The organism is Amycolatopsis sp. TNS106 (assembly GCF_019330265.1).
GTDB lineage: Bacteria > Actinomycetota > Actinomycetes > Mycobacteriales > Pseudonocardiaceae > Amycolatopsis > Amycolatopsis lurida.
Map to the genome: position 1 here is coordinate 4810795 of NZ_CP024972.1, position 24214 is coordinate 4835008.

A 24214-nucleotide genomic window follows, 5' to 3' on the forward strand; every position below is an offset into this window, starting at 1 on the left:
TCATGCCTCTCGTTGCGGCTGCGCCGTCGCGGCGTTGATACAGGCGAGCAGGGTGCGGGCTTCGACGTTGACGTAGTGCCCGTGCCGGGTGAGCGCGGTGAGCTGGCCGGGGGTGACCCAGGCGTAGCCCGGCGGGGCCTCGACCGTGTCGTCCGCCTCGATCGCGAGATAGCGGGCCCGGACGTTGAGGAAGCGGCCGCCCTCTTCGGAATGCATGGCCTCGTAACGGATCCGCGATCGCGGCGCGTTCAGCACGAAGTCGAGGAAGGGCGGGCGGCTCTCCGCGGGCAGATGCGCGTAGTTCTGCGGCGTGCACTGGACGGTCGGCGCCAGCTCGACGGTGTCCAGGAATCCGCCGTCGGCGCGGGCGTGCACCAGCACGTGGGGCACGCCGTCGATCTCGCGGACGAGGAACGCGACTACCCCCGTGCCGACCGATTCCAGCAACGGCTGGGTCCAGCTGATCTTCTCGCGGTTGCTGCCCTTCACCGCGACCGCGAGGACCTTGAAGTACCGGCCGTCCTCGTGCTCGATCGCTTCGACGCCCTGTTTCCAGCCGCAGACGTCCGTGAGCGGGATACGCCGCGCGCGCACGTCGTGGCGCGAACGCTCGTTCGTGAACCAGGACAGGAGCTGGACGTCGGACAGCAGCGCGCCAGGAGCCTCGTCGTGGTACGGCAGGCAGGACAACACGCTCCTGGCGTTCATGTTGATCGTCTCGTCCTCGTGCATCAGCTCCGCGATCTGGCCGAGGGTGAGCCAGCAGAAATCGTCCCACATCGGCACGTCGTCGACGGTCTCGACGATCATGTTCCGATTGGACTTGCGGAAGAACCACGAGCCCTGCTCGGCCTGGAGGACGTCGACGATGATCCGTTCCGGGTCGGGCGGGGCGAAGAACTCGATCAGTTTGACGTTCGTGCCGCCGTGCGCCTTGGTGTAGTTGCTGCGGGTGGCCTGCACGGTCGGCGAGAGCTGCACGAGGTTGGGGTTCCCCGGCTCCATCTTGGCCTGCATGAGGAAATGCAGGACACCGCCGAACTCCTTGGCCAGGATGCCGAGAATGCCCACCTCGGGTTGTTTGATGACCGGCTGCCGCCATTCGCGGTACGGGCCGTCGCCGTGGGGGCCGTCGGCCTCGACCACGTGCAGCCCCTCGATGGCGAAGAACCGCCCGCTGCTGTGCACGAGGTTCCCGGTCACGTCCTCGAACCGCCACTGGTCGAGCTCGGCGAAGGGAATGCGTTCGACGTGGAAGACGTTGGCCTCACGGCGTTCGTCGATCCACAGGCGGACGTCCTTGGTCGGCATGTGGACCCCGTCGGTCGTCGCGGCCGACAACGCGATGCGGTCCGCGTGATCGCGGTCGTCGCGAGGGCGCACCGCGCGGGGTGCGAGAAGGGGCAGCATGGACCTCACCTTTCGTACCGAGTGCTCAACCGCCGGATCGCGCTCACCGAATCGCAGCCCGCCAGGCCCATCGCGTTCCGGAGTTCGACGGCGAGCAGGTCGAGCACCTGGCGGGCGCCCTCCTGGCCGTCCGCGGCCAGTCCCCACATGACCGGCCGTCCGATCAGGACACCGGACGCGCCGAGGGCGAGGGCCTTGAGCACGTCCCCGCCGGCCCGGATCCCGCCGTCCAGCAATACTTCGCAGCCGCCGGAGACCGCGTCCGCGATCTCGCCCAGCATCGCGATCCCCGGTACGGCGCCGTCCAACTGACGGCCTCCGTGGTTGGACACCACGATCCCGGCGGCTCCCGCGTCGACGGCCCGCACGGCGTCCTCGACCGCGAGGATCCCCTTGAGCACCACCGGAAGGTCCGTGTGCGCGCGGACGGCCTCGACGGATTCCCAAGTGGCCGGGGCGAATTCGCGCGCGGTGTGGTCGGCGACGGCCGAAAGCCCCTCGGTACGCCGATGCGCGGCCGCGCCGGCGTCGAAGTTGGCCGCCGTCACCGATTCCGGCAGCGCGAAACCGTTCCGCATGTCCCGCAGCCGCCGTCCCATCCACGGCACGTCGACGGTGAAGACGATCGCCTCGCAGCCGGCGTCCTCCGCGCGGCGCACCAGCTCCAGCGACCGCTTTTCGTCGCGCAGCCAGTAAAGCTGGAACCACGGCCGTCCACCGACGGCCGCGACCTCCTCCAGCGGGACACTGCTGAGCGTGCAGATCGTGTACGGCACGCCGGCGTCCCGCGCCGCCCGTGCCGCCGCGAGTTCGCCTTCGGGATGGAACAGCCGCTGGTACGCGACCGGCGCGACCGCCACGGGAAGCGCGGCGCGCCGGCCGAGAACCTCGGCCTCGGTGGTGCCGTCGGAGAGCTCGCGCAGCATCCGGGGGATCACGAAGATCCGCTCCAGCGCGGTGCGATTGGCCTCCAGCGAGGCCTCGGCCCCGCTGCCCCCGGCGAGAAAATCCCAGATCTCGCCGGGGAGGGCCGCCCGGGCGGCACGTTCGAGGTCGTCGAGGCAGAGCGGGGTCATCGCTGGGCGGGGCCGATCTTGCTCTGCCCGGTGCGCTCCAGCTCCACGGCTTCGTACAGGGCCTTGATGTTGGAGCTGCCGAACGTGCCGGCGCCCTGCCGCTCGATGATCTCGAAGAAGATCGTCTTACGCGGATGCGTGGAAGCGGTGAAGATCTGGAACAGCTGGCCGCCGTGGTCCTCGTCGGCGAGCAGCTTCGTCTCGCGCAGGTCGTCCAGCGAGTGCGTCTCCAGCTCGATCCGCTCGCCGAGCAGGTCGTAGTAGGCGTCCGGGGTCTTCAGGAATTCCACGCCCCGCGCGGAAAGCTCCTTGACCGCGCGGACCGCGTCGGGGCTGGTGAACGCGATGTGCTGGACACCGGAGCCGTGGTGCTCCTTGATGAAGTCGTCGATCTGGCCGGGGTCGGCGGTCTTGTCGGGCTCGATCAGGGTGAGGGTGACCGCACCGGAGGTGCTCTGCACGACGGTGGAGTTCATCGCCTGGGCACCGACCACGATGTGCTCTTCGAAGATCTGCTTGAACCCGAGGGCGCGCTCGTAGTACGCCACCGTGGAGGCGAGGTCGCCGGCGTTCAGGCAGACCGCGAAGTGGTCAATGGCGTTCAGGTCCACGCCGCCCTTGCCGCGGACGACCGCCGTCGACACCTCGGTGTCGTCGCTCTGGACCAGGGTGTGCACGACATCGCCGAAACCGCTGACGGTGGCCGTGACGACGGAGTCCGCGCGCTTCTCCGGCTCGCGGACGGGCTGCGCGCCCGCCTTCACCGCGGCCTCGAAGGCGGCGGCCACGTCGGGAGTGCGCAGCGCGATGTCCGCCACCCCTTCACCGTGGGTCTGCAGGTAGGTCGCCCCCGGGTGCCGGTCGGTCAGCGGCTCGGTGAGGACCAGGACGATCTCGGCGTGCCGCAACGTCACGCTCCGGTGGTCGTCCGACCGGTCCGTGGCCGCGACGGAGAAGTCGTACTTGTCCATCCAGCCGGACGCGGCGGCCTCGAGGTCGGCCACGTACATTTCCACATAGTCGATCTCGAAATTCTGCGTGCTTTCGTGAGCAGACAAGACATTCCTCCGTGGAATAGATGTGATCCTCATGCACAGGATGGCGCGAAGCCCATTCCCCATCAATGGTGTCCGCTTGACAGTTCAGTCCGAAAAGGACGGTCAGCGGCCGGTGAACCGCACCGGGAGTTCCCGGTAGCCCTGCACTACGACCGCCCGCAACCAGGACGGCTCCTTCGTCAGCTCCACTCGGGACACCCGCTCGGCCACCTCGCGCAGCACGACCGCCAGCTCGATCCGCGCGAGCGCGGACCCGAGACAGTGGTGCATACCGTGCCCGAAAGCGATGTGCCGATTGGGTTTCCGCCCCGCGCGGAACGTGTCGGGATCCTCGAACACGGCGGGATCCCGGTTCGCCGCGGGCAACCACGCGACCACCGGCGTGCCGGGGCCGAGGTCGCGGCCGTTGAGGCTGACCTCCCCGGTCGTCACGCGCAGGACGTGCATCGCGGGCGAAGTCCAGCGCAGGACCTCGTCCACGACGGTGTCGACTTCCACGTCCCCGTCCCGCACCTGCGCCACAAGCCCCGGCACGGTGGCGAAAGCGTGCACCGCGCCGGTGATCGCGTGCCGCGTCGTCTCGTTGCCGCCGATCAACACGTTGTCACAGTTGAGCAGGACGTCGTCGATCGACAGTTCGTCGTCGGAAAGCAGGGTGCTGACGAGGTCTTCGCCGGGGCTCGCGCGGCGCGCGGAGATCAGTTCGTCGAAATAGACGAGGATCTCGGTATGCGCCTGGCGCGGGGTCATCCCGTCGAACAGCTCGTCCTCACCGCCGAACGCGTGGTTGGTCAGGTCGATGAGCATGTCCTGGTCCTCGGCAGGCACACCGAGGATTTCGCAGACGACGGCGGCGGGGATCCGCGGCCCGATCGCCGCGGCCACGTCGCACACCTCGCCGTCGAGCACGCGGTCCAGGACTCCGGACACCTCGGCCCGCACCCGCTCCGACAGCTTCCGCGCCGCCGCCCTCGACAGCAGCGGCCCGACCAGCTTGCGCAGCTTCCGATGCTGATCCTGTTCGGAGACCACCATCATCTGGCCACCGGAGTTGTCGGGATGATCGCGGTCGAAACCGATCATCATCCCGTATTCCGAAGTGAACGGTGCCGACGGCCCGAGCACCGCGGCACACGCACGATGCGAGAACACGGACCAGAATCCGCCGGGTGAGCTGCCGGGTTCGCTCCACACCATCGCGTCTTCCGCCGCGTAGGCACGCCACCGGTCGTGCCGGTCCAACGTCGTGTAGAGGTCGGGATTTCCGAGGTCGACGGCTGTCGTCGTCTGCATGAATGGTCTCCAGATCAGGTGTGTGCGCCGTCGAGCACCTTGGCCAGCCGGGCCACCGTCGGCGCGTCGAAGAACGCCTGCACCCTCAGCCGGATCTTCAGGCGTTCCCGGATGCGGCTCACGAGCCGGGTCGCGAGCAGCGAGTGACCGCCGATCTCGAAGAAGCTGTCGTCCACGCCGACACTGCTGACGCCGAGCACTTCGGCGAACAGCTCGACCAGGATGATCTCCGTGGGAGTGAGCGGTTCCCGGCCCGCCGCCGCGCGTCCGGCGTGCTCCTCTTCGGGAGTGGGCAGGGCGACCCGGTCGATCTTGCCGTTGGGCGAGACCGGCAGGCTCGGCAAGCCGACGATCACGTCGGGCACGAGATATCCGGGCAGCCGCGCACGAAGCGGCGTCAGGAGCCGCTCGGCGGGAACGCGCTCGCCACCGGCGCCGACCACATAGGCCACGAGCCGGTTCTCGTGCTCGGCCACCACCGCCTGGGCCACCCCGTCGACCGCCAGCAACGCGGCCTCGACCTCGCCCGGTTCGATCCGGTGGCCGCGCACCTTCAGCTGGTCGTCGACCCGGCCGACGAAGACGTGCTGGCCGTCCGGGCGCGTGCGGACCCGGTCCCCGGTGCGGTACATGCGCCCGCCCGGCGCACCGAAGGGATCCGGCAGGAAGCGTTCCGCGGTCGCGGCCGCTCTTCGGAGATAACCACGGGCCAAGCCCGGCCCCACGGTGTACAGCTCGCCGACGTCGCCGTCCTCGACCGGCCGCAGCCGATCGTCCAGGACGTACGTGCGGACACCGGTGATCGGCCTGCCGATCGGCGGCGTCTCCTCGCCGGTCAACGGCTCGCTCGCGGTGACCGCGACCGTGGTCTCGGTCGGGCCGTAGGCGTTGATCATCACGCGGTCCACCGCCCAGCGTTTCGCGACCGGGGCGGGGCACGCCTCGCCGGCGACCAGGAGGGTCAGCCCGGCGGGCAGGCCGCCCGACTCCTCCAGCGGCGCCAGCGCGGACGGCGGCAACGTGACATGGGTGATGCGCTGGTCGCGCACCAGCCGGGAAAGCGGCTCGCCGGGGACCAGGTCCGGCGCGGAAGCCAGCACCAGGCAGCCACCCGCCTGCCAGATCGGCCAGAACTCGGCGACCGCGGCGTCGAAACTGGGCGAGGCGAAGGCCAGCAACCTGCTGTCCGGCCCCAGTTCCTGACGGCGCACGTAGTCGTCGGCCAGGTTCGGGATCCCGCGGTGCGTGACCAGCACGCCCTTCGGCCGCCCCGTCGAACCGGAGGTGTAGATGACGTACGCCGGGTGGTCGGGACGCAACGGGCCGAGGCGGTCCCGGTCGTCCAGGTTCGGCTCGGACAGTCCCGGTTCCCGTTCCACGCTCAGGACGACGGGGGCACCGGCCACGTCCTGCCCCGGCAGGCACAGCAGGCAGTGCGCGGCCGCGTCGTCCAGCATCTGCCGCTTGCGCTCCTCCGGATAGTCCGGGTCGACCGGCACGTAGGCGGCACCGGCCTTGTGTACGGCCAGGATCGCGATGACGAACTCGATCGACCTCGGCATCGCCAGCGCGACGAGCCGCTCCGGGCCGACACCGTGCGCGACGAGCCGCCGGGCGAGCCGGTTGGCCTCCCCGTTCAGCTCGGCGTAGGTGAGGGTGGTGGTGTCCATCGCCACCGCCTGCCGATCCGGCAGGACGGCCGCGGTCGCCTCGAACAGTTCGGGTGTCGTGGCCGCCGAAAGGACGGTCATACGGTCTCTCCCAGTGTCTCGCGCGATCCGGCGCGGAGGAACCGGATCAGCTCGCGGTTCACCGCTTCCGGGTTCTCCAGGTAACCGAAATGCCCGCACTCGGGAATCGTGCGGTACGTCGCGCCGGGGATCGCGGAGGCCAGCTCCAGTCCGCCGGCCGGGGGCGCCACGAGGTCATGCTCGAACGAGATGACGTGACAGGGCACCTTGATCGCCTTGTAGGCGTCGTGGCGGTCGGGCAACGCGCTCACCAACAACTGGGCCCGGACACCGGGTCCCCACGCCCCGGACGCCGCGAACAGGTCGAGCCAGTCGGCCGCGGCGTCGTCGTCGGCGAGGGTCGCGGGCCCCAGGTTGTGCATGGCCCGGACGGCGGCGAGGAAACCCGGCGGCAACTCGATGCCCTGCTCGATCAGCTTCGCCTCGCCCTCGGCGAGCTCCCGCTGGACGAGACTGCTCTTGCCGCACGCCGCCATCAGCACGACAGAATCCAGCAGTTCCGGTTGGGCGAGCGCGAGTTCCTGCGCGATGTACGAACCCATCGACGTGCCGATCACCCGGCAGGGCACGGCGTCGAGATATTCGATCAGGGAGGCCACGTCGTCGACGAGGTCGGCGATCGTGAACCCGCCCGCGCCGTCGTCGCTCGGCGGGATGCCGCGGTTGTCCATGGTGATCACCCGGAAACCGGCGGCACGGAGCGCGGGAACCTGATGCAGGTCCCACACCGAACTCGGCGCGCCGGTGCCGGTCAGCAGAAGGACAGGCGGGCCGTCACCACAGTCGTTGTAGGACAACCGGATCCCGTTCTCGGTTGTCATCAGCATGATGCTCCTTGAGGGAAAATGGCCGCTGCGCCGGGATTCGATGAGGGGGCGCGGAGCCGACCGTACCTTCGGGGATCGAGTGTCCGAACCATCGGCGATGGACATTCTCCGAAAATGGCGTCCACGGCCTGTTCTTGACACCTGAACGGCGTATGGAAATCCTAGTATTCATGGATTCAAACGGTCTGTCCACTCACTTGAACGTGGAAACGCTGCATGGATCGCTCACCGATCCGGCCATCTCGTCGATGAATCTGCTCAACGAACTGATCGACGAATACCCTGTGGCCATTTCCATGGCGGCAGGCCGGCCGTACGAAGAGTTCTTCGACATCCGGCTCATTCACGAGTACCTCGACGCCTATTGCGCACATCTGCGCGAAGATCGAAAACTGGACGAGGCGGGGGTGACCCGCACACTCTTCCAATACGGCACCACCAAGGGCGTCATCGCCGATCTCATCGCCAGGAACATCGCGGAAGACGAGAACATCGACGCCGCCCCGGAATCCGTCGTCGTCACCGTCGGCGCGCAGGAGGCCATGTTCCTGGTCCTGCGCACGCTGCGCGCGGGCGACCGCGACGTCCTGCTCGCGCCCGCCCCCACCTACGTCGGGCTGACCGGGGCCGCGCTGCTCACCGACACCCCCGTCTGGCCGGTGCGCTCGACCGAGAACGGCATCGACCCGGACGACCTCGTCCTCCAGCTGAAGCGGGCCGACGAGCAGGGCAAGCGGGTGCGGGCCTGCTACGTGACCCCCAACTTCGCCAATCCCACCGGCACGAGCATGGATCTGCCGTCCCGGCACCGTCTCCTCGACGTCGCGGAACAGAACGGGATCCTGCTCCTGGAGGACAACGCGTACGGGCTGTTCGGCTCGGAACGGCTGCCCTCGCTGAAGTCCCTCGACCGGTCGGGTTCCGTGGTCTACATCGGCTCCTTCGCCAAGACCGGCATGCCCGGCGCCCGCGTCGGTTTCGCGGTGGCGGATCAGCGGATGGCCGACGGCGGCCTGTACGCCGACCAGCTTTCGAAGCTCAAGGGCATGCTCACGGTGAACACCTCCCCCATCGCCCAAGCCGTGATCGCCGGGAAACTCCTGCTCAACGACTTCAGCCTCACCAAGGCCAACGCGCGGGAAATCGCCATCTACCAGCGCAATCTGCACCTGACGCTGGGTGAACTCGACCGCAGGCTCGGCTCGTGCGCCGGCGTCAGCTGGAACACCCCGACCGGCGGCTTCTTCGTCACCGTCACGGTCCCGTTCGTCGTCGACGACGAACTGCTGGAGGTCGCCGCGCGCGACCACGGGGTGCTGTTCACGCCGATGCACCACTTCTACGGCGGCAAGGGCGGATTCCACCAGCTGCGGCTGTCGATCAGCCTGCTCACGCCGGAACTGATCGAGGAGGGTGTCGCGCGGCTCGCGGCGCTCATCACTCCGCGGCTTCCCTGAGGTCGCTCTGGTACGGGAAAGGCCCCCATCCTTTTGCTTCTGGATGGGGGCCTTTTCGCGTTCTGGTCTATGAAGGATTTGGGACGTCCCGATTCCTTCGTGGACGACTTTCGTAGCGACTGGCTCGCGACTCAGAGCCCCGCGCGCCCGGAAGCACGACTGGCTCGCCAGCCGAAAAGCGCCAAGGTGACATTGCGTGAGGGGTGTGTGGAAATAGAGACGTTGAACGTCCCTATTTCCACACACCCCGCCACGAGAGGACCAGTCACAAGTCCGTGAAGGGGTCCTTCACGGACTCGCAGCAGATAGAGCACGTCGCGAAAGCCACTTTCGCGACATCAGACGTCCCGAAAGTGGCTTTCGCGACACGGGCTGGGGACCCGGTCAGGGCTTGGTGCCGGTCACCAACGCGTGCTCGAACGGCAACTCCACCGACCGGACGTCGACGCAGCCGACGGACTTCAGCCACGCCGACGCCTCGGCCTGCGGCCAGGCCATCCCGCGTCCGGTGGCCAGAATGTTGAGGTACAGCGAAAGCCGTGCGGACAGCGGGCCGCCGGTCTCGTCGTCCGCGGCCGCGAAACCGTAGATCGAGATCTTGCCGCCGGACGGCAGCACCTCGTACGCCTTGGCCAGCAGCATGACGGACTGCTCGGCCGTGAAGGTGTCGAGCACGTGGCTGAACAGGGCGTGGTCGGGGCCCCCGGGGAACGCGTCGGTCAGCAAGTCGGCCGGGTGCAGGGTGAGCCTGTCGGTGACCTCGGTGGGCACACGCTGTTCGGCCAGCTCCACGCTGCTGGGCAGGTCGAGCAGCGTGGCCTTGAGGCCGGGGTTGGCCTTCAGCAGGGCCGCCGCCGTGGTGCCGTCGCCGCCACCGACGTCGAGCAGGTGCCGCGACGACTTAACGTCGATGTGCTCCAGCAGTCCCGGCATCGTCTGCAGCGAGAACGCCGACATCGCCGTGTAGAAGATCCGCGCCTTTTCCGGGTCGTTGCCGAGCCGCGCGTACAGCGTGTCCCCGGGGCCGTCGAGGGCGTCGAGGGCCTCGTTGGTGCCGGCGCGCAGCGCGGAGGTCATCCGCGCGAACGCCGGGTAGTAGATGGTCTTCCAGCTGAGCAGGATGTGCTGCCAGCTCTCCGGGCCGCTCGTGGCGAGCAGTTCGGTCGCGACCGGGTGGTTCACATAGTCGACGCCCCGCTTCTCGATCAGGCCCGTGGTGGCCAGGGCGAGCATCAGCACCCGGATCTTGTGCGGCTCCAGGCCGGTGAACTCACCGAGTGCCGCCGCGTCGGCGCCGCCGCGCTCTTCCAGGAAGTCGAAGATGTCCAGCTCGATACCGGACACGACCGCGTTGAACAGGGCGGGACCGTTGGCGATCAGCTGGAAACGACGGTGAACCTCGGTGGAGTCGAGCGATTCCTGCATCGGCAGTTTTCCTTTCCGGCCGGCGGAGATTTCCGCAGACGTTGAGAACGACACCGGCCCGCCTCAGAAGGAGCCGGACGCCGGCCCGGCATTGGCGTCGAAAGAGCTGCCGGAGTAATCGGGATGGAGTACGGAGAAGGCATAGGTGGCGGGCGCGGCGATCATCGCCGCGACACCGAGGACGAGGGCGGCCGTGACCAGTGATTTCGAAACGTTCTCACGCGTTCGGGCCACGATCAGCACGACGAGGGCGGCCACGCCGAGCACCAGCGTGCCCCATTTCGCCCACGGCAGGAAGTTCGGGTAATGGGACCACAACCAGGCGCCCCAGGCCAGCTCCGCCGCGATGGCGATCGGCAGGATCCAGCCCTGCCTGCCGCCGTTGTGGTACGCCCGCCAGAAGGTGACGATGCCGAACGCGGAAAGCGCGGCGATCGCCGGAGCGAGAGAGGCCACGTACGCGGTGTGCGCGACAGCGCTCGCGCTGAAGACGAAAAGGAAGGTCACCAGCCAGACGCCCCACATCACCAGCCCGCCGCGCACCGGATCGGTGCGCTCGGCACGGCGCCACCACCAGAGCCCGCACAGCAGGGACAGCAGGGCGAGCGGGAACAGCCAGGCGATCGCGACGCCGAGGTGACCGTCGAGCAGTTTGGTCGCCCCCATCGGGTCCGCTCGAGTCTCCATTTTGGACTCGTCCGGCTGGGGACCGCCGGGGCCGAGGGGCTGGCCGCCTTCGGCCTTGGGGCCGAAGTCCCCGTTCTGCTCGTCCTGGTGCTTGGTCCCGAAGTTCCCGTTCTCGTCCAGGCCCTGACCACCACCGGGGCCTTGAGGATCCCCGGGGCGGCCGCCAGGGCCGTCACCCGGACCGCCCTCGGGTCCACCAGGGCCGCCGGGGAAGTCGCCAGGACCACCCTCGGGTCCACCAGGTCCGCCACCGGGACCGCCGGGGCCGAGCGACGGAAGGCCACCGCGGCCGTTGGGGTCCTCGGCGCCGGGCAGGTGGATGCCGACGCGGCCGAGGCCGTTGTAGCCGAACACCATGGCGAAGGCGCTGTTGTTCGTGGTGCCGCTGATATGCGGGCGGGAGCTGTCCGGGGTGAAGGTGTAGAGCGCGATCCACGACAGCGAAACCGCCAGCGTCACGACACCGGCGAGCGCCAGGTGCTTCGCCCGGCGGCGCAGCTCGACCGGGGCGGTGAGCAGGTAACCGATCGCCAGCGCGGGCAGGATCATCCACGCCTGCACCATTTTCGCCTGGAAGCCGATGCCGACCCAGACACCGGCCAAGACCAGCGACCGGAGCCGCGCCTCGAGCACAGCGCGCTGATAGGCGTCGACGGCGAGCACCAGGCACATCGTCAGCAGGCCGTCCTGCATGCTGTGCCCGAACATGGACGCGAGCACCGGGGTGAGGGTGAAGATGCCGGCGGCGAGCAGGCCGGGCACCACGCCCGCCCAGCGCCGCACGACCCGGTACAGCACCAGTACCGAGATGACACCCTCGATCACCTGCGGCAGCGCCAGCGACCATTCGTGGTAGCCGAAGATCTTGGCCGAGATGGCCTGCGGCGCGAACGATCCGGCGAGTTTGTCGAGCGTGTACGTCGCGCCCGGGTCCACGGTGCCGTAGAAGAACGCCTTCCAGCTCTCGGACATGCTCTTGGCCGTATCCGAGTACAGCGGCGCGAAGTCGACCCTCGGCAGGTTCCAGGCATAGAGCACCAAGGCCACGAAGGCGATGCCCAGCAGCGCCGGCCGGGCCCACCGGGGCTGATCGGCGGGTGAGCGCCAGAACGCCCAGCGGGCGCGCACCCCCTCGGGCGCGGGGTCCGGTGACGGTGACGGCAGATGGGTGAGTGTTGCGGACACTCCGGTACCTCGCTTAACCGTTGTTGTCGTCGAGGAGAACGGGCCAGCTGGTTTCGCCGAATCCGCCCCGCGGCGAATTCTTCCGCGCGTGCTCGTCCAGCCTCTCGAACAAATTCTTGTTCCTGCCGTTGAGCATCGTCAGCTGCGAAGAATAGCACTCGACGGCTTCGCGTTTCCGTTTCCAGGTCTCCGCTGTGGCGGATTCGAATTCGGAAGTGCCGAGCCGGAAACCGGCGGGGAGTGCGATCGTTCCCGGTTTGAACATGGAATAGGGAAGGTCTTCCCACAGCCGTATCGGAACATTCGTCGCGCGCGCCGCGGACAAGGCGGCGTCCCGGGTGGCCAGGTTGTCGGGATGGTCGACGACGGCCGCGCACGTGACGATCAGCGTCGGCTCGAACTCGGCGACGATCGCCTTGATGTCGTCCTCGATCTCGGCGACGAGACCGTCATCGCCCGGTGAATCCTGGGCCACCGCGAGCTTTTGCCCGCCCTCCATGTGATCCGTGAGCCACCGGCCGTCCGGCCGCCGCCGGTAGATGGAGTCGAGGAACCGGCCGTGCCGGTACGCCAGCCCCAGGTGGGCGAGCGCGGCGATGTCCTCGGTCCGGCGATGGAGCGGCGCGTCGCCGCCGGGGGAAAGACCCCAGACCGCGTGCATTCGCTCCGCCGCCGCGGAATACGGAGGCGGTGCCGTTCCGGCGAAGACCGTGTTGACGAGCACCTCCGCGCCGTCCCGCGCCGCTTGGGCGAGACTCGCCCCGAGCGAAAGGACCGCGTCGTCCAAATGCGGGGAGATCGCCAGCAGCCGGGTCACGCCGGGGTCTTGAGGCATGGTGCTGATTTTGGTCACCGCCTTGTCGGGCTTCAACTTGTGAGCCTGGACAGCGCCCGTACTTCGGCGCGCACGAATTCCGCGGCCACCGTCGTCCCGTCGGTGCGGATCGTGCCGGCGACGGCTTTCGCGCGGGCCGAGGTTTCCGGGGCCAGCGCCGTGACGAGCGCCGCGGAAAGCGATTCGACCGTCGGGTTCGGGCCGTCGTGGGCCACCCCGATGCCCAGTTCGGCCACCTTGGCGGCGAAATGCGGGTGGTCCGCGATCTGCGGGACCACGATCTGCGGGACTCCCGCCAGTGCCGCCACATGTGTCGTGCCGGTGCCGCCGTGATGGACTGCGGCGGCCACGCGGCCGAAGAGCGCCTGCAGGTTTTCCTCGCCGACGGCCAGGCAGTCAGCGCCGTCGTCGGGCAGCGTCAAACCCGCCCAGCCATGGGAGAGAACGACCCGGCGCCCCTGGGCGCGGATCGCCTCGACGGCCACCTTGGCGATATCGGCGGGAGCGGGCGAACAGCCGAAACCGAGGTACACCGGCGGCTCGCCGCCCGCGAGAAATGCCTCCAGCTCAGCGGAAAGCGGACGATCGTCGGGGTGGATCCACGCGCCGGTCCGGACACCGTCGGTCGCCGGCGCCAGGAGTGGATCCGCCGCCAGGAAGGGTTTGTCGGTGGTGCTGAAGTCGTACAGGTGCTGCACCGGCGGGAGGCCGATCGAAGCCCGAAGTTCGTTGAGCGCGCCGCCGAACATCCCGTCGGCGCCGTTGTTGTACATGCCCCGGTGTTCGGGCGACGGCACGAGCGCCGGCGAGGGAACGACGGAGAAGTACGGGATGCCCAGCTTCTCGGCCACCGAACGGACACCGATCGCGCCCGACAACAGGCCGGTCGCCACCACCGCGTCACAACCTTCGGCGGCCGCCGGGATCTTGTCGAACTGCTCGGCGATCCCCGCGATCGCGGCCTCGGGCGATTCGGGCGGACCGCCCAGCGCACCCGCTTCGGCGAGCACGGGCTTGCCGACCACGACGTGCGGCACGCCGACCTCGGCCAGCCGTCCCGTGTAGTCCGGTGGCGCGCACATCCGCACCTCGTCACCGAGTTCGCGCAACCGCAGTGCCAGTGCCACCAGCGGTTCGACCTCGCCGCGGGTTCCGTACGACCAAAACAACACGCGCATTTCGTATCCCCTGGTGTACTTCAGCGCCGGACCGCGGCGATGCCGACCGTGGCGTAGTCGATGGTGAACGAGCCGCCGATTTCGTCGATGGCCGAACCGAGATACGCCAGGAACCGGGCGCGCGCGTCCTCCGCGAGGTGGTTGAGCCCGCCCTGCGTCGGGATCTGGTCCAGCCATTCGTCCCGCGTGCAGACTCGCGACCACTCGAAACGCAGTTCCTCCGGATCGCTGAACGCGCCGGTCCGGAGGATGCCTTCGGCGGCCTTCACGTACTGCTTGGCGTAGACCTGCTGCACGTACTCCTCGACATCTTCGTCCTTTTTGGGCGGCGGCTCGAACTTCACGTCCGGCATGGCGTGCCGGTACGCCTCCCCCTGTGCCGTCATGACCGCCTCCGGCAGCTCGAAACCGTTGTCGAACAACGCGATCAGCCCGTCGGGGACGAGTACGTCCGCCACCTTGGCCGCGCCCGCGAACGGGTCCACCCAGTGCCAGGCGGTCCCCGAGGTGACCGCGTCGAAGGTGCGGCCCGCCGGGTCCCAGTCCTCGAACTTGGCGACCTCGACGTCCAGCCCCCGCCTGCGGGCGACCTCCGCCATCCGCGCGTCCGGCTCGACGCCGAGCACCGTGCAGCCCGCCGCCTGGAACGGGCGGGACGAAAGGCCGGTACCGCAGCCGACGTCGACGAAGTTCTTGCCGGGGCTCATCGAGACGAGCCGATCGACCAGTGCTTCGGGATAGGTGGGCCGGGCGCGGTCGTACCGTTCGGCGTCGGCGCCGAACCACTGCGCCATCTGCCGGTTCTCGTGCGGTGCTGCAGCCAGATCGGACATTTTCCTCACCCTGGTCGGTTGATGGTCAGACGGAAACGCGGCCGACGGCGGCACGCAGGCGCTCCGCGGCCACGGTCGTCCCGTCGCCGCGGAGCGTGCCCGCGACGGCTTTCGCGCGTGCCCGGATCTCCGGGGACAGCGCGGTGGCGAGCGCGGCGGACAGCGAAGCGAACGTCGGAGCAGGCCCGAACTCCTCGAACGCCACGCCGATGCCCAGCGCGCTTACCTGCTCGGCGAAGTACGGCTGGTCGGTGATCTGCGGAAGCACGACCTGAGGGATGCCCGCCCGCGCGGCCACGGTCGTCGTGCCCCCGCCGGCGTGGTGGACGACGGCGGCGACACGGCCGAACAGCGCCTGGAGATTCACCTCTCCGACGGCGAAACAGTCGGCTCCGTCGTCGGGGAGGGCCATGTCCGCCCAGCCCCGCGAGAGGACCACCCGGTGCCCCTGCGCGCGGATCGCCTCGACGGCCAGCTTCACCGTGTCCGCGACTTCGGGTGTGCTGCCGAAACCGACGTACACCGGTGGCGGACCGGCGGCGAGGAACGCCTCCAGGTCTGCGGGAAGCGGCCGCTCGTCGGGCAGGATCCACGCACCGGTCTGCACGGCGCCGAGTTCGGGCCGGGGCGGGGCCAGCACCGGATCCGCCGCCATCCACGGCTGCTCGGTGAAGCCGTACTGGACGAGGTTTTCGACCCGCGGCAGGCCGAGCGCCGCGCGACGGCCGTTGAGCGCGTCCGAGTACCGCCGGGAGAAGACCTCGTTGTAGAAGTCCCACAGCGCCCGGTTGTCGTCCATGGCCTCCGCGGGCGGCCGTCCGTCGCCCCGCGACAGGGGCGGCGGGTAGTACGGCGACGGCAGGTAGATCGGGCAGTAGGCGGCGTAGAAGTACGGGATGCCCAGGCTTTCCGCCACCGACCGCACGCCGATGGCGGCGGACAGCACACCGGTCGCCAGCACCACGTCACAGCCCTCGGCGGCCGCTGGGACCGCGTCGAACTGCTCGGCGAGCTCATCGGCGGGGCGCCGTGGTTCCGGCCCTTCCGTCATCCCCTGCATCATGGCACGCAACGACTGCCCGACCGGGACGAACGGGACGGCGAATTCGGCCAGCCGTTCCCCGGTGTCCGGCGGCGCGCACACCCGCACGTCGGTACCGAGTTCCCGCAACCGCACCGCCAGCGCGACCACCGGTTCGACGTCTCCGCGGAGTCCGGTCGTCGACAACAACACACGCATTTCGTATCCCCTGGCTTCAGACGGAAACGCGGTCGACCGCGTCGAGGAGGAATTTCGCGGCCACGGCGGCCCCGTCGGTGCGGACCGTGCCCGCCACGGCCGTCGCCCGTTCCCGGGTTTCGGGGGCGAGCGCCGTCCCGAGCGCGGCCGACAGTGACTCGAAGGTCGGTGTCGGGCCGTCGTGCGCCACGCCGATGCCCAGTTCGGCCACCCGGCCGGCGAAATACGGCTGGTCCGCGATCTGCGGGACCACGACCTGCGGAACACCCGCCCGGGTGGCGGTGGTCGTCGTGCCCGCGCCGCCGTGGTGGACGGCGGCGGCCACCCGGCCGAACAGCAGCTGCTGGTTGCCCTCCCCCGCGGCGAAGCAGTCACTCCGGTCGTCGATCAGCGCGAGATCGGCCCAGCCCCGGGAAATGATCACCCGGCGGCCGTGGGCCCGCACCGCTTCGATGGCCACCTTGGCGGCCTCTTCGGGGGCGCGCATGCTGCCGAAGCCGACATACACCGGTGGCGGACCGGCGGCGAGGAATGCCTCCAGCTCCGGGGAAAGCGGCCGCTCGTCGGGCAGTGTCCAAGCGCCCGTCTGGACGACGTCGAGATCTGTCGGCTGGAGCGGGGCGAGGGACGCGTCGGCCGCCAAGAGGGGATGATCGGTGAAGCCGTACCCGAAGACGTCCTCGACCGGCGGCAGGCCGATCGCGGCGCGCTGGCTGTTCAGCGGCTCGCCGAAGCGCTTGAGGGCGCTCCGGCCGTTGCGCTCCCACAGCGCCCGGTTGTCGGTGCCTTCCGGCGCGGGCGGCTCGCCGAGCGGGGGCGGCGGCGCGTAGTGCGGCGACGGGATGAAGCGCGGGCAGTAGAACCCGTAGTAGTACGGGATGCCCAGTTTCTCCGCCACCGACCGGACGGCGACCGCGGTGGCCAGCATCCCGGTCGTCACCACGACGTCGCAGCCCTCGGCGGCCGCCGGGACCTCGGCGAACTGGACGGCCATCGCCTCGGCCGAAAGCCGCGGCCCGTCCTCGGGAGACGGCGGCTTCGCCCCTTTGATCGCGGTGCGGGTCGACTGTCCGACCGGGACCAGCGGGACACCGACCCCGGCCAGCCGTTCGGAGGAGTCCGGCGGCGCGGCCATCCGCACCTCGGCCCCCGCCTCCCGCAGCCGCACGGCCAACGCCACCAGCGGTTCGACGTCCCCTCGGCTTCCGGAGGTCGCCAGCAACACGCGCTTCACGTAATTCCCCGTTCTTTCAGTTCAGGCGGGAACCGACGGCTTTTCGCGGCTGACCGCGTCGCGCAGCAGGTCCACGGCGACCGCGGTCCCGTCGGCGCGGATCGTGCCGGCGACCTCGATCGCCTTGGCCCGCGTCTCGGGGGCCAGCGCCGTGGTGAGCGCGGCGGACATGGCCTCGAACGTCGGCGCCGGCCCTTCGAGGGCGACACCGATCCCCAGCTCGGCGACCCGGTCGGAGTAGTACTGCTGGCCGACGATCGACCGCACGATGATCTGCGGCGAGCCCGCCCGGGTGGCGATGTGGGTCGTGCCCGTGCCGTCGTGGTGGATGGAGACGGCGACCCTGCGGAACAACTCCTGGAGGTTCACCTCGTCGACCGCGAAGCAGTCGTCCTCGTCCTCTAGCAGGTCCAAACCGGCCCAGCCACGGGAAAGGATCACCCGGTGCCCCTTCGCGCGGATCGCCTCGATCGCCACCTTCGCCGCGTCGGCGGTGCCGGACGAGCTGCCGAAACCGACGTACACCGGCGGTGGACCGGCGGCGAGGAACGCCTCCAGGTCGGCGGGAAGCGGCCGCTCGTCGGGCAGGATCCACGCGCCGGTCTGCTCGGCCTCGTGCCGCGGCTCCAGCGGAGCGAGGATCGGATCCGCGGCCAGCAAAGGCTTTTCGGTGGAACAGTAGTCGAAGAGATCCTTCGTCGGCGGCAGGCCGATCTCGGCCCGCTTGGCGTTGAGCGCGTCGCCGAACAGGCCGTCGGCGCCGTGGTTGTACATTTCCCGCTGCGGCGCATCAAGATGGCTCGGCAGGTGGATCGGACACAAAGCGACGTAGTAGTAAGGGATTCCGAGCTTCTCGGCCACCGAACGGACGGCGACGGCACCGGACAGCAGGCCGGTCGCCACCACGACGTCGCAACCTTCGGCCACGGCGGGCATCTGGTCGAACTGGTCGGCGATCCCGGCGGCCGCGAGCTCGGGATCCCGGCCCTCGCCATCGTTCATCCCGCGGTCCGGCCGGGCGACCGGCACCAGCGGCACCTCGAGCTCGGCCAGCCGCTCCGCGCTGTCCGGCGGCGCGCACACCCGCACCTCGGCGCCGGATTCCTTCAACCGCGCCGCCAACGCGACCAGCGGTTCGACGTCCCCGCGTGATCCGCAGGCCCACAACAAGACGCGCATTTCGCTTCCCCTCTACCAGGTGACCGGCAATTGATCCGGGCAGTCGATGAACGCGTTCCGGAGCTTGACCTCGTCGTTGGACACCGCCAGACGCAGCCCGGGGAATCGCTGCCACAGCGACTGATAAGCCATGCGCAGAACAGACCTCGCGACCGCGGCGCCGATGCAGTAATGGATGCCGTGCCCGAAGCCGACGTCCGATACCGGCGGGCGCCGCGCGTCGAGGACGTTCGGGTTCGGCGTCAGCGCTTCGTCGCGGTTGGCCATCAGGATCGAGCAGAGGACGTAGTCCCCCGCCTTGATCAGCTGCCCGCCGACGACGACGTCCCTGAGCGCCATCCGCGGATTCGGCTGCTGCACGGGCGAGAGATAACGCAGCAATTCGTTGACGACGCGATCCGCTTCTTCCCGGCCTTCGAAGAGCATCTGCTTCTGCTCGGGGTGATCCAGGAGGGCGAGCACGCCGAAGCCGAGCATTCCCGCGACGGTCTCGACACCACCGAGCAGCAGCGCCGTGCACAGGCCCTTCAGCTCGTCGTCGGTGACGTTGTCGCCGTGCTCGCGGACGAGCATGCCGAGGAAGCCGTCGTCGGGATCCTTGCGCTGGCGGGTGATGAGACCGAGCAGGTACTGGTTGAACGCCGCGCTGTCGGCGGCCCTCGCCTTGAATCCGCGGCTGAGATCGACATTGCGCCGGATGCGGCGGATGAACTCGGTGCGGTCGTCGCGCGGGATGCCGAGCAGTTCACAAAGGACACCGCCGCCCACCGGGTCGGCGAAAAGTCCTTGTATGTCAGCGGGTGGGCCTTCGGCCTCCACCTCGTCGAGACGTTCGTCGATGAGCTCCTGGATCGCGGGCTCCAGCCGCCGGATCCGCCGGACGGTGAACTCCGGCGTCAGCATCCGCCGCAACCGCGTGTGCTCGGGCGGGTCGTAGGTCGAGATCTGGCCGACGAACTGCGGCGCCATGGGAACGTCTTCGCCGTTCGTCGTCCGCTCGGCCTCCGCCTCGGTGAGCCGGGGCCGCGTCGTGAAATTCTCGTGGTCGCCGAGGATCTTGCGCACGACATCGTAGCCGAGCGCCTGCCAGACGTAGCCCGTGCCGAGCTGGGTGGACGCGTCCCCGAGAATCCGGACCAACGGGCCCTTCTCCCGCAACGCGAACATGTCCTCGTGCGGATCGCAGTGCGTCCTCATCATGTAGTTCGCCGTCGGCTCCACGGCCGGCGCGACCTCGTCGATTGCGTGCTCCATACCGAGTGGAAGCTCCTTCGGTGACCAGGAAATGCGGTCCGGCCGTATGCCGCGCCGCAATCTTCATCCGCGATCGGGCGGGACGTCCAGCGCCGCCATGGACGCCGGGTGCGCGATGGGTCGAGTGGGTCAGGCGCCCATTCCGTGAAGGCCTCCTTGAGGGACCTAGAGTCCCTCAAGGAGGCCTTCACGGACAGGGCGCCGAGGCTGGCGTCACGGTTGCCCCACTGCCGCCATGTCGCGAAAGTGGCTTTCGTGACACCTCACCACTCGACCAGCAGGCTCGTCAGTCCATAAGCCGGAGTGGTCAGGCGGAACATGGTGTCCTTCGCGGGATCCGCGAGCCTCAGGTCCGGAAAACGTTGCCACAGCAACGTGAAGACCGTCCGCAGTTCGAGCCGCGCCAGCGAAGCGCCGAGACAGTGGTGGATCCCGTGCCCGAACGCCACGTGCGGCGCGGGCTCCCGCGTGAGATCGAGCCGGTCCGGATCCGGCACCAGCGCGGGATCGCGGTTCGCCATGGGGAGCGAGCAGAGCACGGTCTCGCCCTCCTTGATCACCTCGTCCCCGATGACGACGTCCTCCATGGCCGTGCGGGGCGTCGGGGCGTACGGGACCGTGAGGTACCGGATCAGCTCGTCGACCGCCCGGTCCGCCGCCTGGCCGTCGCCCCGGATCGCGGCGAGTTGTTCGGGATGCCGCAGCAGGGCCAGTACGCCGAGGCCGATCATGCCGGAGATGTTGTCGTCACCGGCCAGCATCACCTGAACGCAGAAACCCCGCAGTTCCTCGTCGGTGGCCTCGTCACCGTGTTCGGCGACGACCGCGCCGATCAGCCCTTCGCCGGGTTCCTCGCGGTTCCTGGCGATCATCGCCAGCAGGTAACGGGAGAACGCCTCGCCGGCGGCCGCCCGTCTCCGCTGGCTCAGCGAGGCGTCGAGATGCCCGTGGCACAGCTTGAGGAACATGGCGCGGTCGTCACGGGGCACGCCGATCAGTTCGCACAGCACGGCTCCCGGCACCTCGTCGGCGACGAGTTCGATCACGTCGGCAGGGGATCCCTCGTCCTCCATGACGTCGAGCCGTTCCGTCACGATCTGCTCGATGTACGGCTCCATGCGCCGCATCTTCCGCAGCGTGAATCCCGGGGTCAGCTTCTGCCGCATCCGGGTGTGCTCGGGCGGGTCGTAGTCCATCAGGTTGCCGACGAGCTCCTGCGGCCGGAAGATGCCCCGCCCGCCGACTTCGTCCTGCTCATGCCACCGGCGCCGGGTGCTGAACCGCTTGTGGTCGCCCAGAACCTGCCGGACGACGGAGTGTCCCGCGGCCATCCAGATGGTTTCGGCGTCCGCCCCGGTGCCGACCGTGACCTTCGACAGCGGCCCGGCGGCGCGCAGTTCGTCCGCCGGGTCGAGATCCTGCCTGCGGATGTGCAGCGGACGCGTGTCCTCACCACTCAACGGGGAGCTCCTCGATGTTGAACGGGGCGGGTTTGCCCGCCACGAACCGCAGTTCCTCCTCCGGGACCGCCAGCCGCAGCGCCGGGAAACGGCGCGCCAGGATCGGCAGCGCCACCCGCAGTTCGAGCCTCGCCAGCGGGGCCCCGACGCAGTGGTGGATGCCGTGCCCGAAGGCGAGATGCCCCGGGCTGTTCTCCCGGGTGATGTCGAACTTGTCTCCGAGTGCTCGGTTGACCGCCAGCATCGAACAGGTCAGCACGTCGCCGGCGTGGATGTCGTAGCCGGCGATGTTTAGGTCGACGAGCGCCGTCCGCGGCGAAGGGGCCTCGACGATCGTCGGAAAGCGCAGGACTTCCTCGGTCGCGCTGTCCACCAGTTCCGGGCGCTCGCGCAGCAAGGACAGCTGGGCGGGGTTCGTCGCGAACAGGAGCACCGCCATCGCCAGCTGGGCGGCCATCTGCTCGACGGCCACGATCAGGATCGCCTCGGCGAGCCCCGAAAGTTCCTCGTCGCTGACCTTGTCGCCGTGCTCGCGCACGATGAAGCCGATCAGCTCGTCGCCGGGATCGCGGCGCTCGCGGGCGGCGAGCTTTTCGCAGTAGTTGACGACACCGAGGCTCGACTGGGCCCGCTGCTTGGGGATCCGGCTCTCCCGGCTGTCCCGGATCATCCGCGACAGATCGGCCTGATCGTCGCGCGGGACGCCGAGGAACTCGCAGGCGATGAGCGCCGGGATGGGCCAGCCCGCGTACCGGACGAAGTCGATCGGCGAACCCATGCTCTCCAGATCGTCAAGGCCCTCTTCGATGACTTCTTCGACCCGTGGCCGCAACCGCTCGATCCGCCGGACGCTGAACGCCCCGGCCACCGTCCCGCGCAGGCGGGTGTGGTCGGGCGGGTCGTAGGCCTGCAGGATCCCCGGCAGATGGGCGCGGTCCGCCTCGTCGTCGACCGGCCGCATCGAGCTGAACCGCGTGGCGTCGGCGAGGATCTCCCGCACTTCGTCGTATCCGGTGACCAACCATTGCCGTCGGCCGTTCAGCCCCGTCTCCGTGTCGTACCTGTGCAACGGGCCTTCCTGGTGCAACGCCCAGAGCTCCGGCGCCGGATCGAGCCGGGTCCGCTGATGCGGCAAGGGAACTACCATGATTCTCCTCAGGCTTTCTGGCGTTACCAGTCGAGCGGCAGGGCTTCCACGTCGAACGGTGGTGGTCCGAACTTGAGCTTGCGATCGGGCTCGGCGAGCCTCAGCTTGGGAAAACGCCGTGCCAGCGCGGGAATCGCCTCCCGGAACACCATCTCCGCCAGCGGCCTGCCGAGGCAGTGGTGGATACCGTGCCCGAACGAGACATGCGGCGATTTCTCCCGGGTGATGTCGAATTCGTCGTCCGGGGCGGGGAACTTCGCCCGGTTCGCCCCGAGCAGGGAACACGTGACGGTGTCACCGGCCTTGACGAGACGGCCGCCGATCGTCACGTCCTCCTTCGCGATACGAGGGTGGAGCTTCTCGTCGGTGGTGAGGTACCGGTTCAGCTCTTCCAGCCAGTCCGGGATCGTGTCCGGCTGCTCCCGCAGGATGTCGAACTGCTCCGGGAAATCGACCATCAGCAACGCCCCCGCCGCGAGGAACCGCGCCACCTGGTCGCCGCCGGCGCCCATGATGAACGCGGCCACCCCGGCCAGCTCCGCGTCGGTGATCTCGTCGCCGTGTTCACGCACCACGACGCCGAACAGGTCGTCACCGGGATCGCGGCGCACGCGGGCGACGGCCTTGTTCATGTACTGCATGTACTTGTTGCCCGCCGCGTTGCGCCGCTTGTCGGTCCGCTCGGTCCGGCTGGCGTGCAGCGTGCGGGACAGGTCCGCCTGGTCGTCCCGGGGAATGCCGAGGAAGTCGCAGGTCGCCGTCGTGGCGATCGCCCAGCCGAACTGCGGCACGAAATCCACCGGGCCGCCCATGTCCTCGATGGTGTCCAAGGCGTCTTCGACGATCTGCGCGACCTCGGGGCGGAAATCCTTCATCCGCCGCATGGTGAACGGCGGGGTGACCAGGCGGCGCAGGCGCGTGTGGTCCGGCGGGTCGTAGTGGGTGAGGAACCCGGGCCAGGCGATACCTGCCGCGGTCCCGCCGTAGATCAGGCGTGCGCTGAACTTGTCCGAGCTGAGGACCTGGCGGACCTCTTCGTATCCGGTGGCCAGCCACGCGGTCCGCCGTTCGCCGTCTTCCTCGGTGCCCAAAGCGGAGATGGGACCTTCGGCCATCAGAGCGAGGAGTTCCGCTCCCGGATCGAATCGGTTCCGCCGGTGGATTTCCAGGCCCTTGACGACGTTGAGCTCCTCGAACACGGCAGTTCCTTTCGCCTCAACCGGCCGTCGCGCGCGGGAATGATGTTGGTGGGACTGCCGGACGCGCGTCGAGTTCGTCCAACCGGCCGGATCTGGGCGTGCTTCTCGTTCCGGGCCCTCGCCGCTCGCGCCGGAGCGGGAGTGGCGGGAGCTGAAGGGCCCTTTCCCCGCATGCGATGCAGGGAAAGGGCCCTTCGCCGCTTGTTACGCGGGGAAAGTCCCCTTCGCCGAGCACGTCCAACCGCCCGGATTGAGCGGCTGGACACCCGTCGCTCAGCCGTTGACTTCCGCGATGAGGCTCTTCGGCCGCAGGTCGGTCCAGTTCTCCTCGACGTAGGCGAGGCATTCCTGGCGCGAGGCCTCACCGTGGACGCGGGTCCAGCCGGCGGGGACCTCGGCGAACGTCGGCCAGAGCGAGTGCTGGCCTTCGTCGTTCACCAGCACCAAAAAGGAACCGTCTTCGTTGTCAAAGGGGTTGCTCATGAT

General features: G+C 69.1%; 20 protein-coding genes. 1 reads left to right on the forward strand and 19 read right to left on the reverse strand.

Translation table 11 applies throughout. The features are described 5' to 3' along the window. From CVV72_RS21620 to CVV72_RS21645, 6 genes are all read right to left on the reverse strand, one after another. The gene (locus CVV72_RS21620) at window positions 1–1410 is read right to left on the reverse strand and encodes an NDP-hexose 2,3-dehydratase family protein (RefSeq protein ID WP_219145534.1); all 1410 of its coding nucleotides are present in this window, start codon (window positions 1408–1410) and stop codon (window positions 1–3) included. Between the two features lie 5 nt (window positions 1411–1415). Further along, window positions 1416–2486, reverse strand: coding sequence for an alpha-hydroxy acid oxidase (locus CVV72_RS21625; protein WP_219145535.1), 1071 nt, complete (start codon window positions 2484–2486; stop codon window positions 1416–1418). Then, a complete protein-coding gene (gene hppD / locus CVV72_RS21630) occupies window positions 2483–3544 on the reverse strand; it encodes a 4-hydroxyphenylpyruvate dioxygenase (protein WP_219145536.1) in 1062 nt (353 codons plus the stop codon). The genes CVV72_RS21625 and hppD overlap by 4 nt, the downstream gene beginning before the upstream one ends. Before the next feature lie 102 nt (window positions 3545–3646). Continuing rightward, window positions 3647–4837: a cytochrome P450 gene (locus CVV72_RS21635; protein WP_219145537.1), complete on the reverse strand. Its 1191-nt coding sequence runs from the start codon at window positions 4835–4837 to the stop codon at window positions 3647–3649. 14 nt (window positions 4838–4851) lie between these two features. Beyond that, complete coding sequence (locus tag CVV72_RS21640) at window positions 4852–6588, reverse strand: amino acid adenylation domain-containing protein (RefSeq protein WP_219145538.1); 1737 nt, start codon at window positions 6586–6588, stop codon at window positions 4852–4854. Next, window positions 6585–7415: an alpha/beta fold hydrolase gene (locus tag CVV72_RS21645; RefSeq protein ID WP_219145539.1), complete on the reverse strand. Its 831-nt coding sequence runs from the start codon at window positions 7413–7415 to the stop codon at window positions 6585–6587. Before CVV72_RS21645 ends, CVV72_RS21640 begins: the two co-directional genes overlap by 4 nt. 170 nt (window positions 7416–7585) lie before the next feature. Here CVV72_RS21645 and CVV72_RS21650 point away from each other — a divergent pair, with 170 nt between their 5' ends. Further along, window positions 7586–8872: a PLP-dependent aminotransferase family protein gene (locus CVV72_RS21650; protein ID WP_219145540.1), complete on the forward strand. Its 1287-nt coding sequence runs from the start codon at window positions 7586–7588 to the stop codon at window positions 8870–8872. 384 nt (window positions 8873–9256) lie between these two features. On the opposite strand, the gene CVV72_RS21655 is transcribed toward CVV72_RS21650, so the two are convergent. From CVV72_RS21655 to CVV72_RS21715, 13 genes are all read right to left on the reverse strand, one after another. Next, window positions 9257–10297, reverse strand: coding sequence for a methyltransferase (locus CVV72_RS21655; protein WP_219145541.1), 1041 nt, complete (start codon window positions 10295–10297; stop codon window positions 9257–9259). Between the two features lie 63 nt (window positions 10298–10360). Then, window positions 10361–12169 carry a glycosyltransferase family 39 protein gene (locus CVV72_RS21660; RefSeq protein ID WP_219145542.1) on the reverse strand — a complete coding sequence of 603 codons (1809 nt, stop codon included), beginning with the start codon at window positions 12167–12169 and terminating at the stop codon, window positions 10361–10363. A 13-nt stretch (window positions 12170–12182) separates the two neighbouring features. Further along, the gene (locus tag CVV72_RS21665) at window positions 12183–13004 is read right to left on the reverse strand and encodes a PIG-L deacetylase family protein (protein ID WP_219145543.1); all 822 of its coding nucleotides are present in this window, start codon (window positions 13002–13004) and stop codon (window positions 12183–12185) included. A 32-nt stretch (window positions 13005–13036) separates the two neighbouring features. Further along, window positions 13037–14182: a glycosyltransferase gene (locus CVV72_RS21670; protein ID WP_219145544.1), complete on the reverse strand. Its 1146-nt coding sequence runs from the start codon at window positions 14180–14182 to the stop codon at window positions 13037–13039. A 20-nt stretch (window positions 14183–14202) separates the two neighbouring features. Then, window positions 14203–15015 (reverse strand): class I SAM-dependent methyltransferase, encoded by an 813-nt coding sequence (locus CVV72_RS21675; RefSeq protein WP_370641807.1) that lies wholly within the window; start codon window positions 15013–15015, stop codon window positions 14203–14205. Between the two features lie 25 nt (window positions 15016–15040). After that, window positions 15041–16255, reverse strand: coding sequence for a glycosyltransferase (locus CVV72_RS21680; RefSeq protein WP_219145545.1), 1215 nt, complete (start codon window positions 16253–16255; stop codon window positions 15041–15043). Window positions 16256–16271: 16 nt separating this feature from the next. Then, a complete protein-coding gene (locus tag CVV72_RS21685) occupies window positions 16272–17489 on the reverse strand; it encodes a glycosyltransferase (protein ID WP_219145546.1) in 1218 nt (405 codons plus the stop codon). Between the two features lie 21 nt (window positions 17490–17510). Next, window positions 17511–18668 (reverse strand): glycosyltransferase, encoded by a 1158-nt coding sequence (locus CVV72_RS21690; RefSeq protein WP_219145547.1) that lies wholly within the window; start codon window positions 18666–18668, stop codon window positions 17511–17513. A 12-nt stretch (window positions 18669–18680) separates the two neighbouring features. Beyond that, window positions 18681–19922 (reverse strand): cytochrome P450, encoded by a 1242-nt coding sequence (locus CVV72_RS21695; RefSeq protein ID WP_219145548.1) that lies wholly within the window; start codon window positions 19920–19922, stop codon window positions 18681–18683. A gap of 263 nt (window positions 19923–20185) precedes the next feature. Continuing rightward, window positions 20186–21382, reverse strand: a complete 1197-nt coding sequence (locus CVV72_RS21700; RefSeq protein ID WP_219145549.1) for a cytochrome P450 — start codon at window positions 21380–21382, stop codon at window positions 20186–20188. Continuing rightward, window positions 21372–22529 carry a cytochrome P450 gene (locus tag CVV72_RS21705; protein WP_219145550.1) on the reverse strand — a complete coding sequence of 386 codons (1158 nt, stop codon included), beginning with the start codon at window positions 22527–22529 and terminating at the stop codon, window positions 21372–21374. Before CVV72_RS21705 ends, CVV72_RS21700 begins: the two co-directional genes overlap by 11 nt. Before the next feature lie 23 nt (window positions 22530–22552). Continuing rightward, on the reverse strand, window positions 22553–23728 hold the full coding sequence (locus CVV72_RS21710; protein ID WP_219145551.1) for a cytochrome P450: 1176 nt from the start codon (window positions 23726–23728) through the stop codon (window positions 22553–22555). A 273-nt stretch (window positions 23729–24001) separates the two neighbouring features. Further along, window positions 24002–24211 carry an MbtH family protein gene (locus CVV72_RS21715; protein ID WP_034313535.1) on the reverse strand — a complete coding sequence of 70 codons (210 nt, stop codon included), beginning with the start codon at window positions 24209–24211 and terminating at the stop codon, window positions 24002–24004. Window positions 24212–24214: the final 3 nt, after the last annotated feature.

Coding starts and splice junctions, on each gene's coding strand:
- CVV72_RS21620 (WP_219145534.1), bottom strand. CDS start 1,410: ATGCTGCCCCTTCTCGCACCCCGCGCGGTGCGCCCTCGCGACGACCGC.
- CVV72_RS21625 (WP_219145535.1), bottom strand. CDS start 2,486: ATGACCCCGCTCTGCCTCGACGACCTCGAACGTGCCGCCCGGGCGGCC.
- CVV72_RS21635 (WP_219145537.1), bottom strand. CDS start 4,837: ATGCAGACGACGACAGCCGTCGACCTCGGAAATCCCGACCTCTACACG.
- CVV72_RS21640 (WP_219145538.1), bottom strand. CDS start 6,588: ATGACCGTCCTTTCGGCGGCCACGACACCCGAACTGTTCGAGGCGACC.
- CVV72_RS21645 (WP_219145539.1), bottom strand. CDS start 7,415: ATGCTGATGACAACCGAGAACGGGATCCGGTTGTCCTACAACGACTGT.
- CVV72_RS21650 (WP_219145540.1), top strand. CDS start 7,586: ATGGATTCAAACGGTCTGTCCACTCACTTGAACGTGGAAACGCTGCAT.
- CVV72_RS21655 (WP_219145541.1), bottom strand. CDS start 10,297: ATGCAGGAATCGCTCGACTCCACCGAGGTTCACCGTCGTTTCCAGCTG.
- CVV72_RS21665 (WP_219145543.1), bottom strand. CDS start 13,004: ATGCCTCAAGACCCCGGCGTGACCCGGCTGCTGGCGATCTCCCCGCAT.
- CVV72_RS21670 (WP_219145544.1), bottom strand. CDS start 14,182: ATGCGCGTGTTGTTTTGGTCGTACGGAACCCGCGGCGAGGTCGAACCG.
- CVV72_RS21675 (WP_370641807.1), bottom strand. CDS start 15,015: ATGTCCGATCTGGCTGCAGCACCGCACGAGAACCGGCAGATGGCGCAG.
- CVV72_RS21680 (WP_219145545.1), bottom strand. CDS start 16,255: ATGCGTGTGTTGTTGTCGACGACCGGACTCCGCGGAGACGTCGAACCG.
- CVV72_RS21690 (WP_219145547.1), bottom strand. CDS start 18,668: ATGCGCGTCTTGTTGTGGGCCTGCGGATCACGCGGGGACGTCGAACCG.
- CVV72_RS21695 (WP_219145548.1), bottom strand. CDS start 19,922: ATGGAGCACGCAATCGACGAGGTCGCGCCGGCCGTGGAGCCGACGGCG.
- CVV72_RS21705 (WP_219145550.1), bottom strand. CDS start 22,529: ATGGTAGTTCCCTTGCCGCATCAGCGGACCCGGCTCGATCCGGCGCCG.
- CVV72_RS21715 (WP_034313535.1), bottom strand. CDS start 24,211: ATGAGCAACCCCTTTGACAACGAAGACGGTTCCTTTTTGGTGCTGGTG.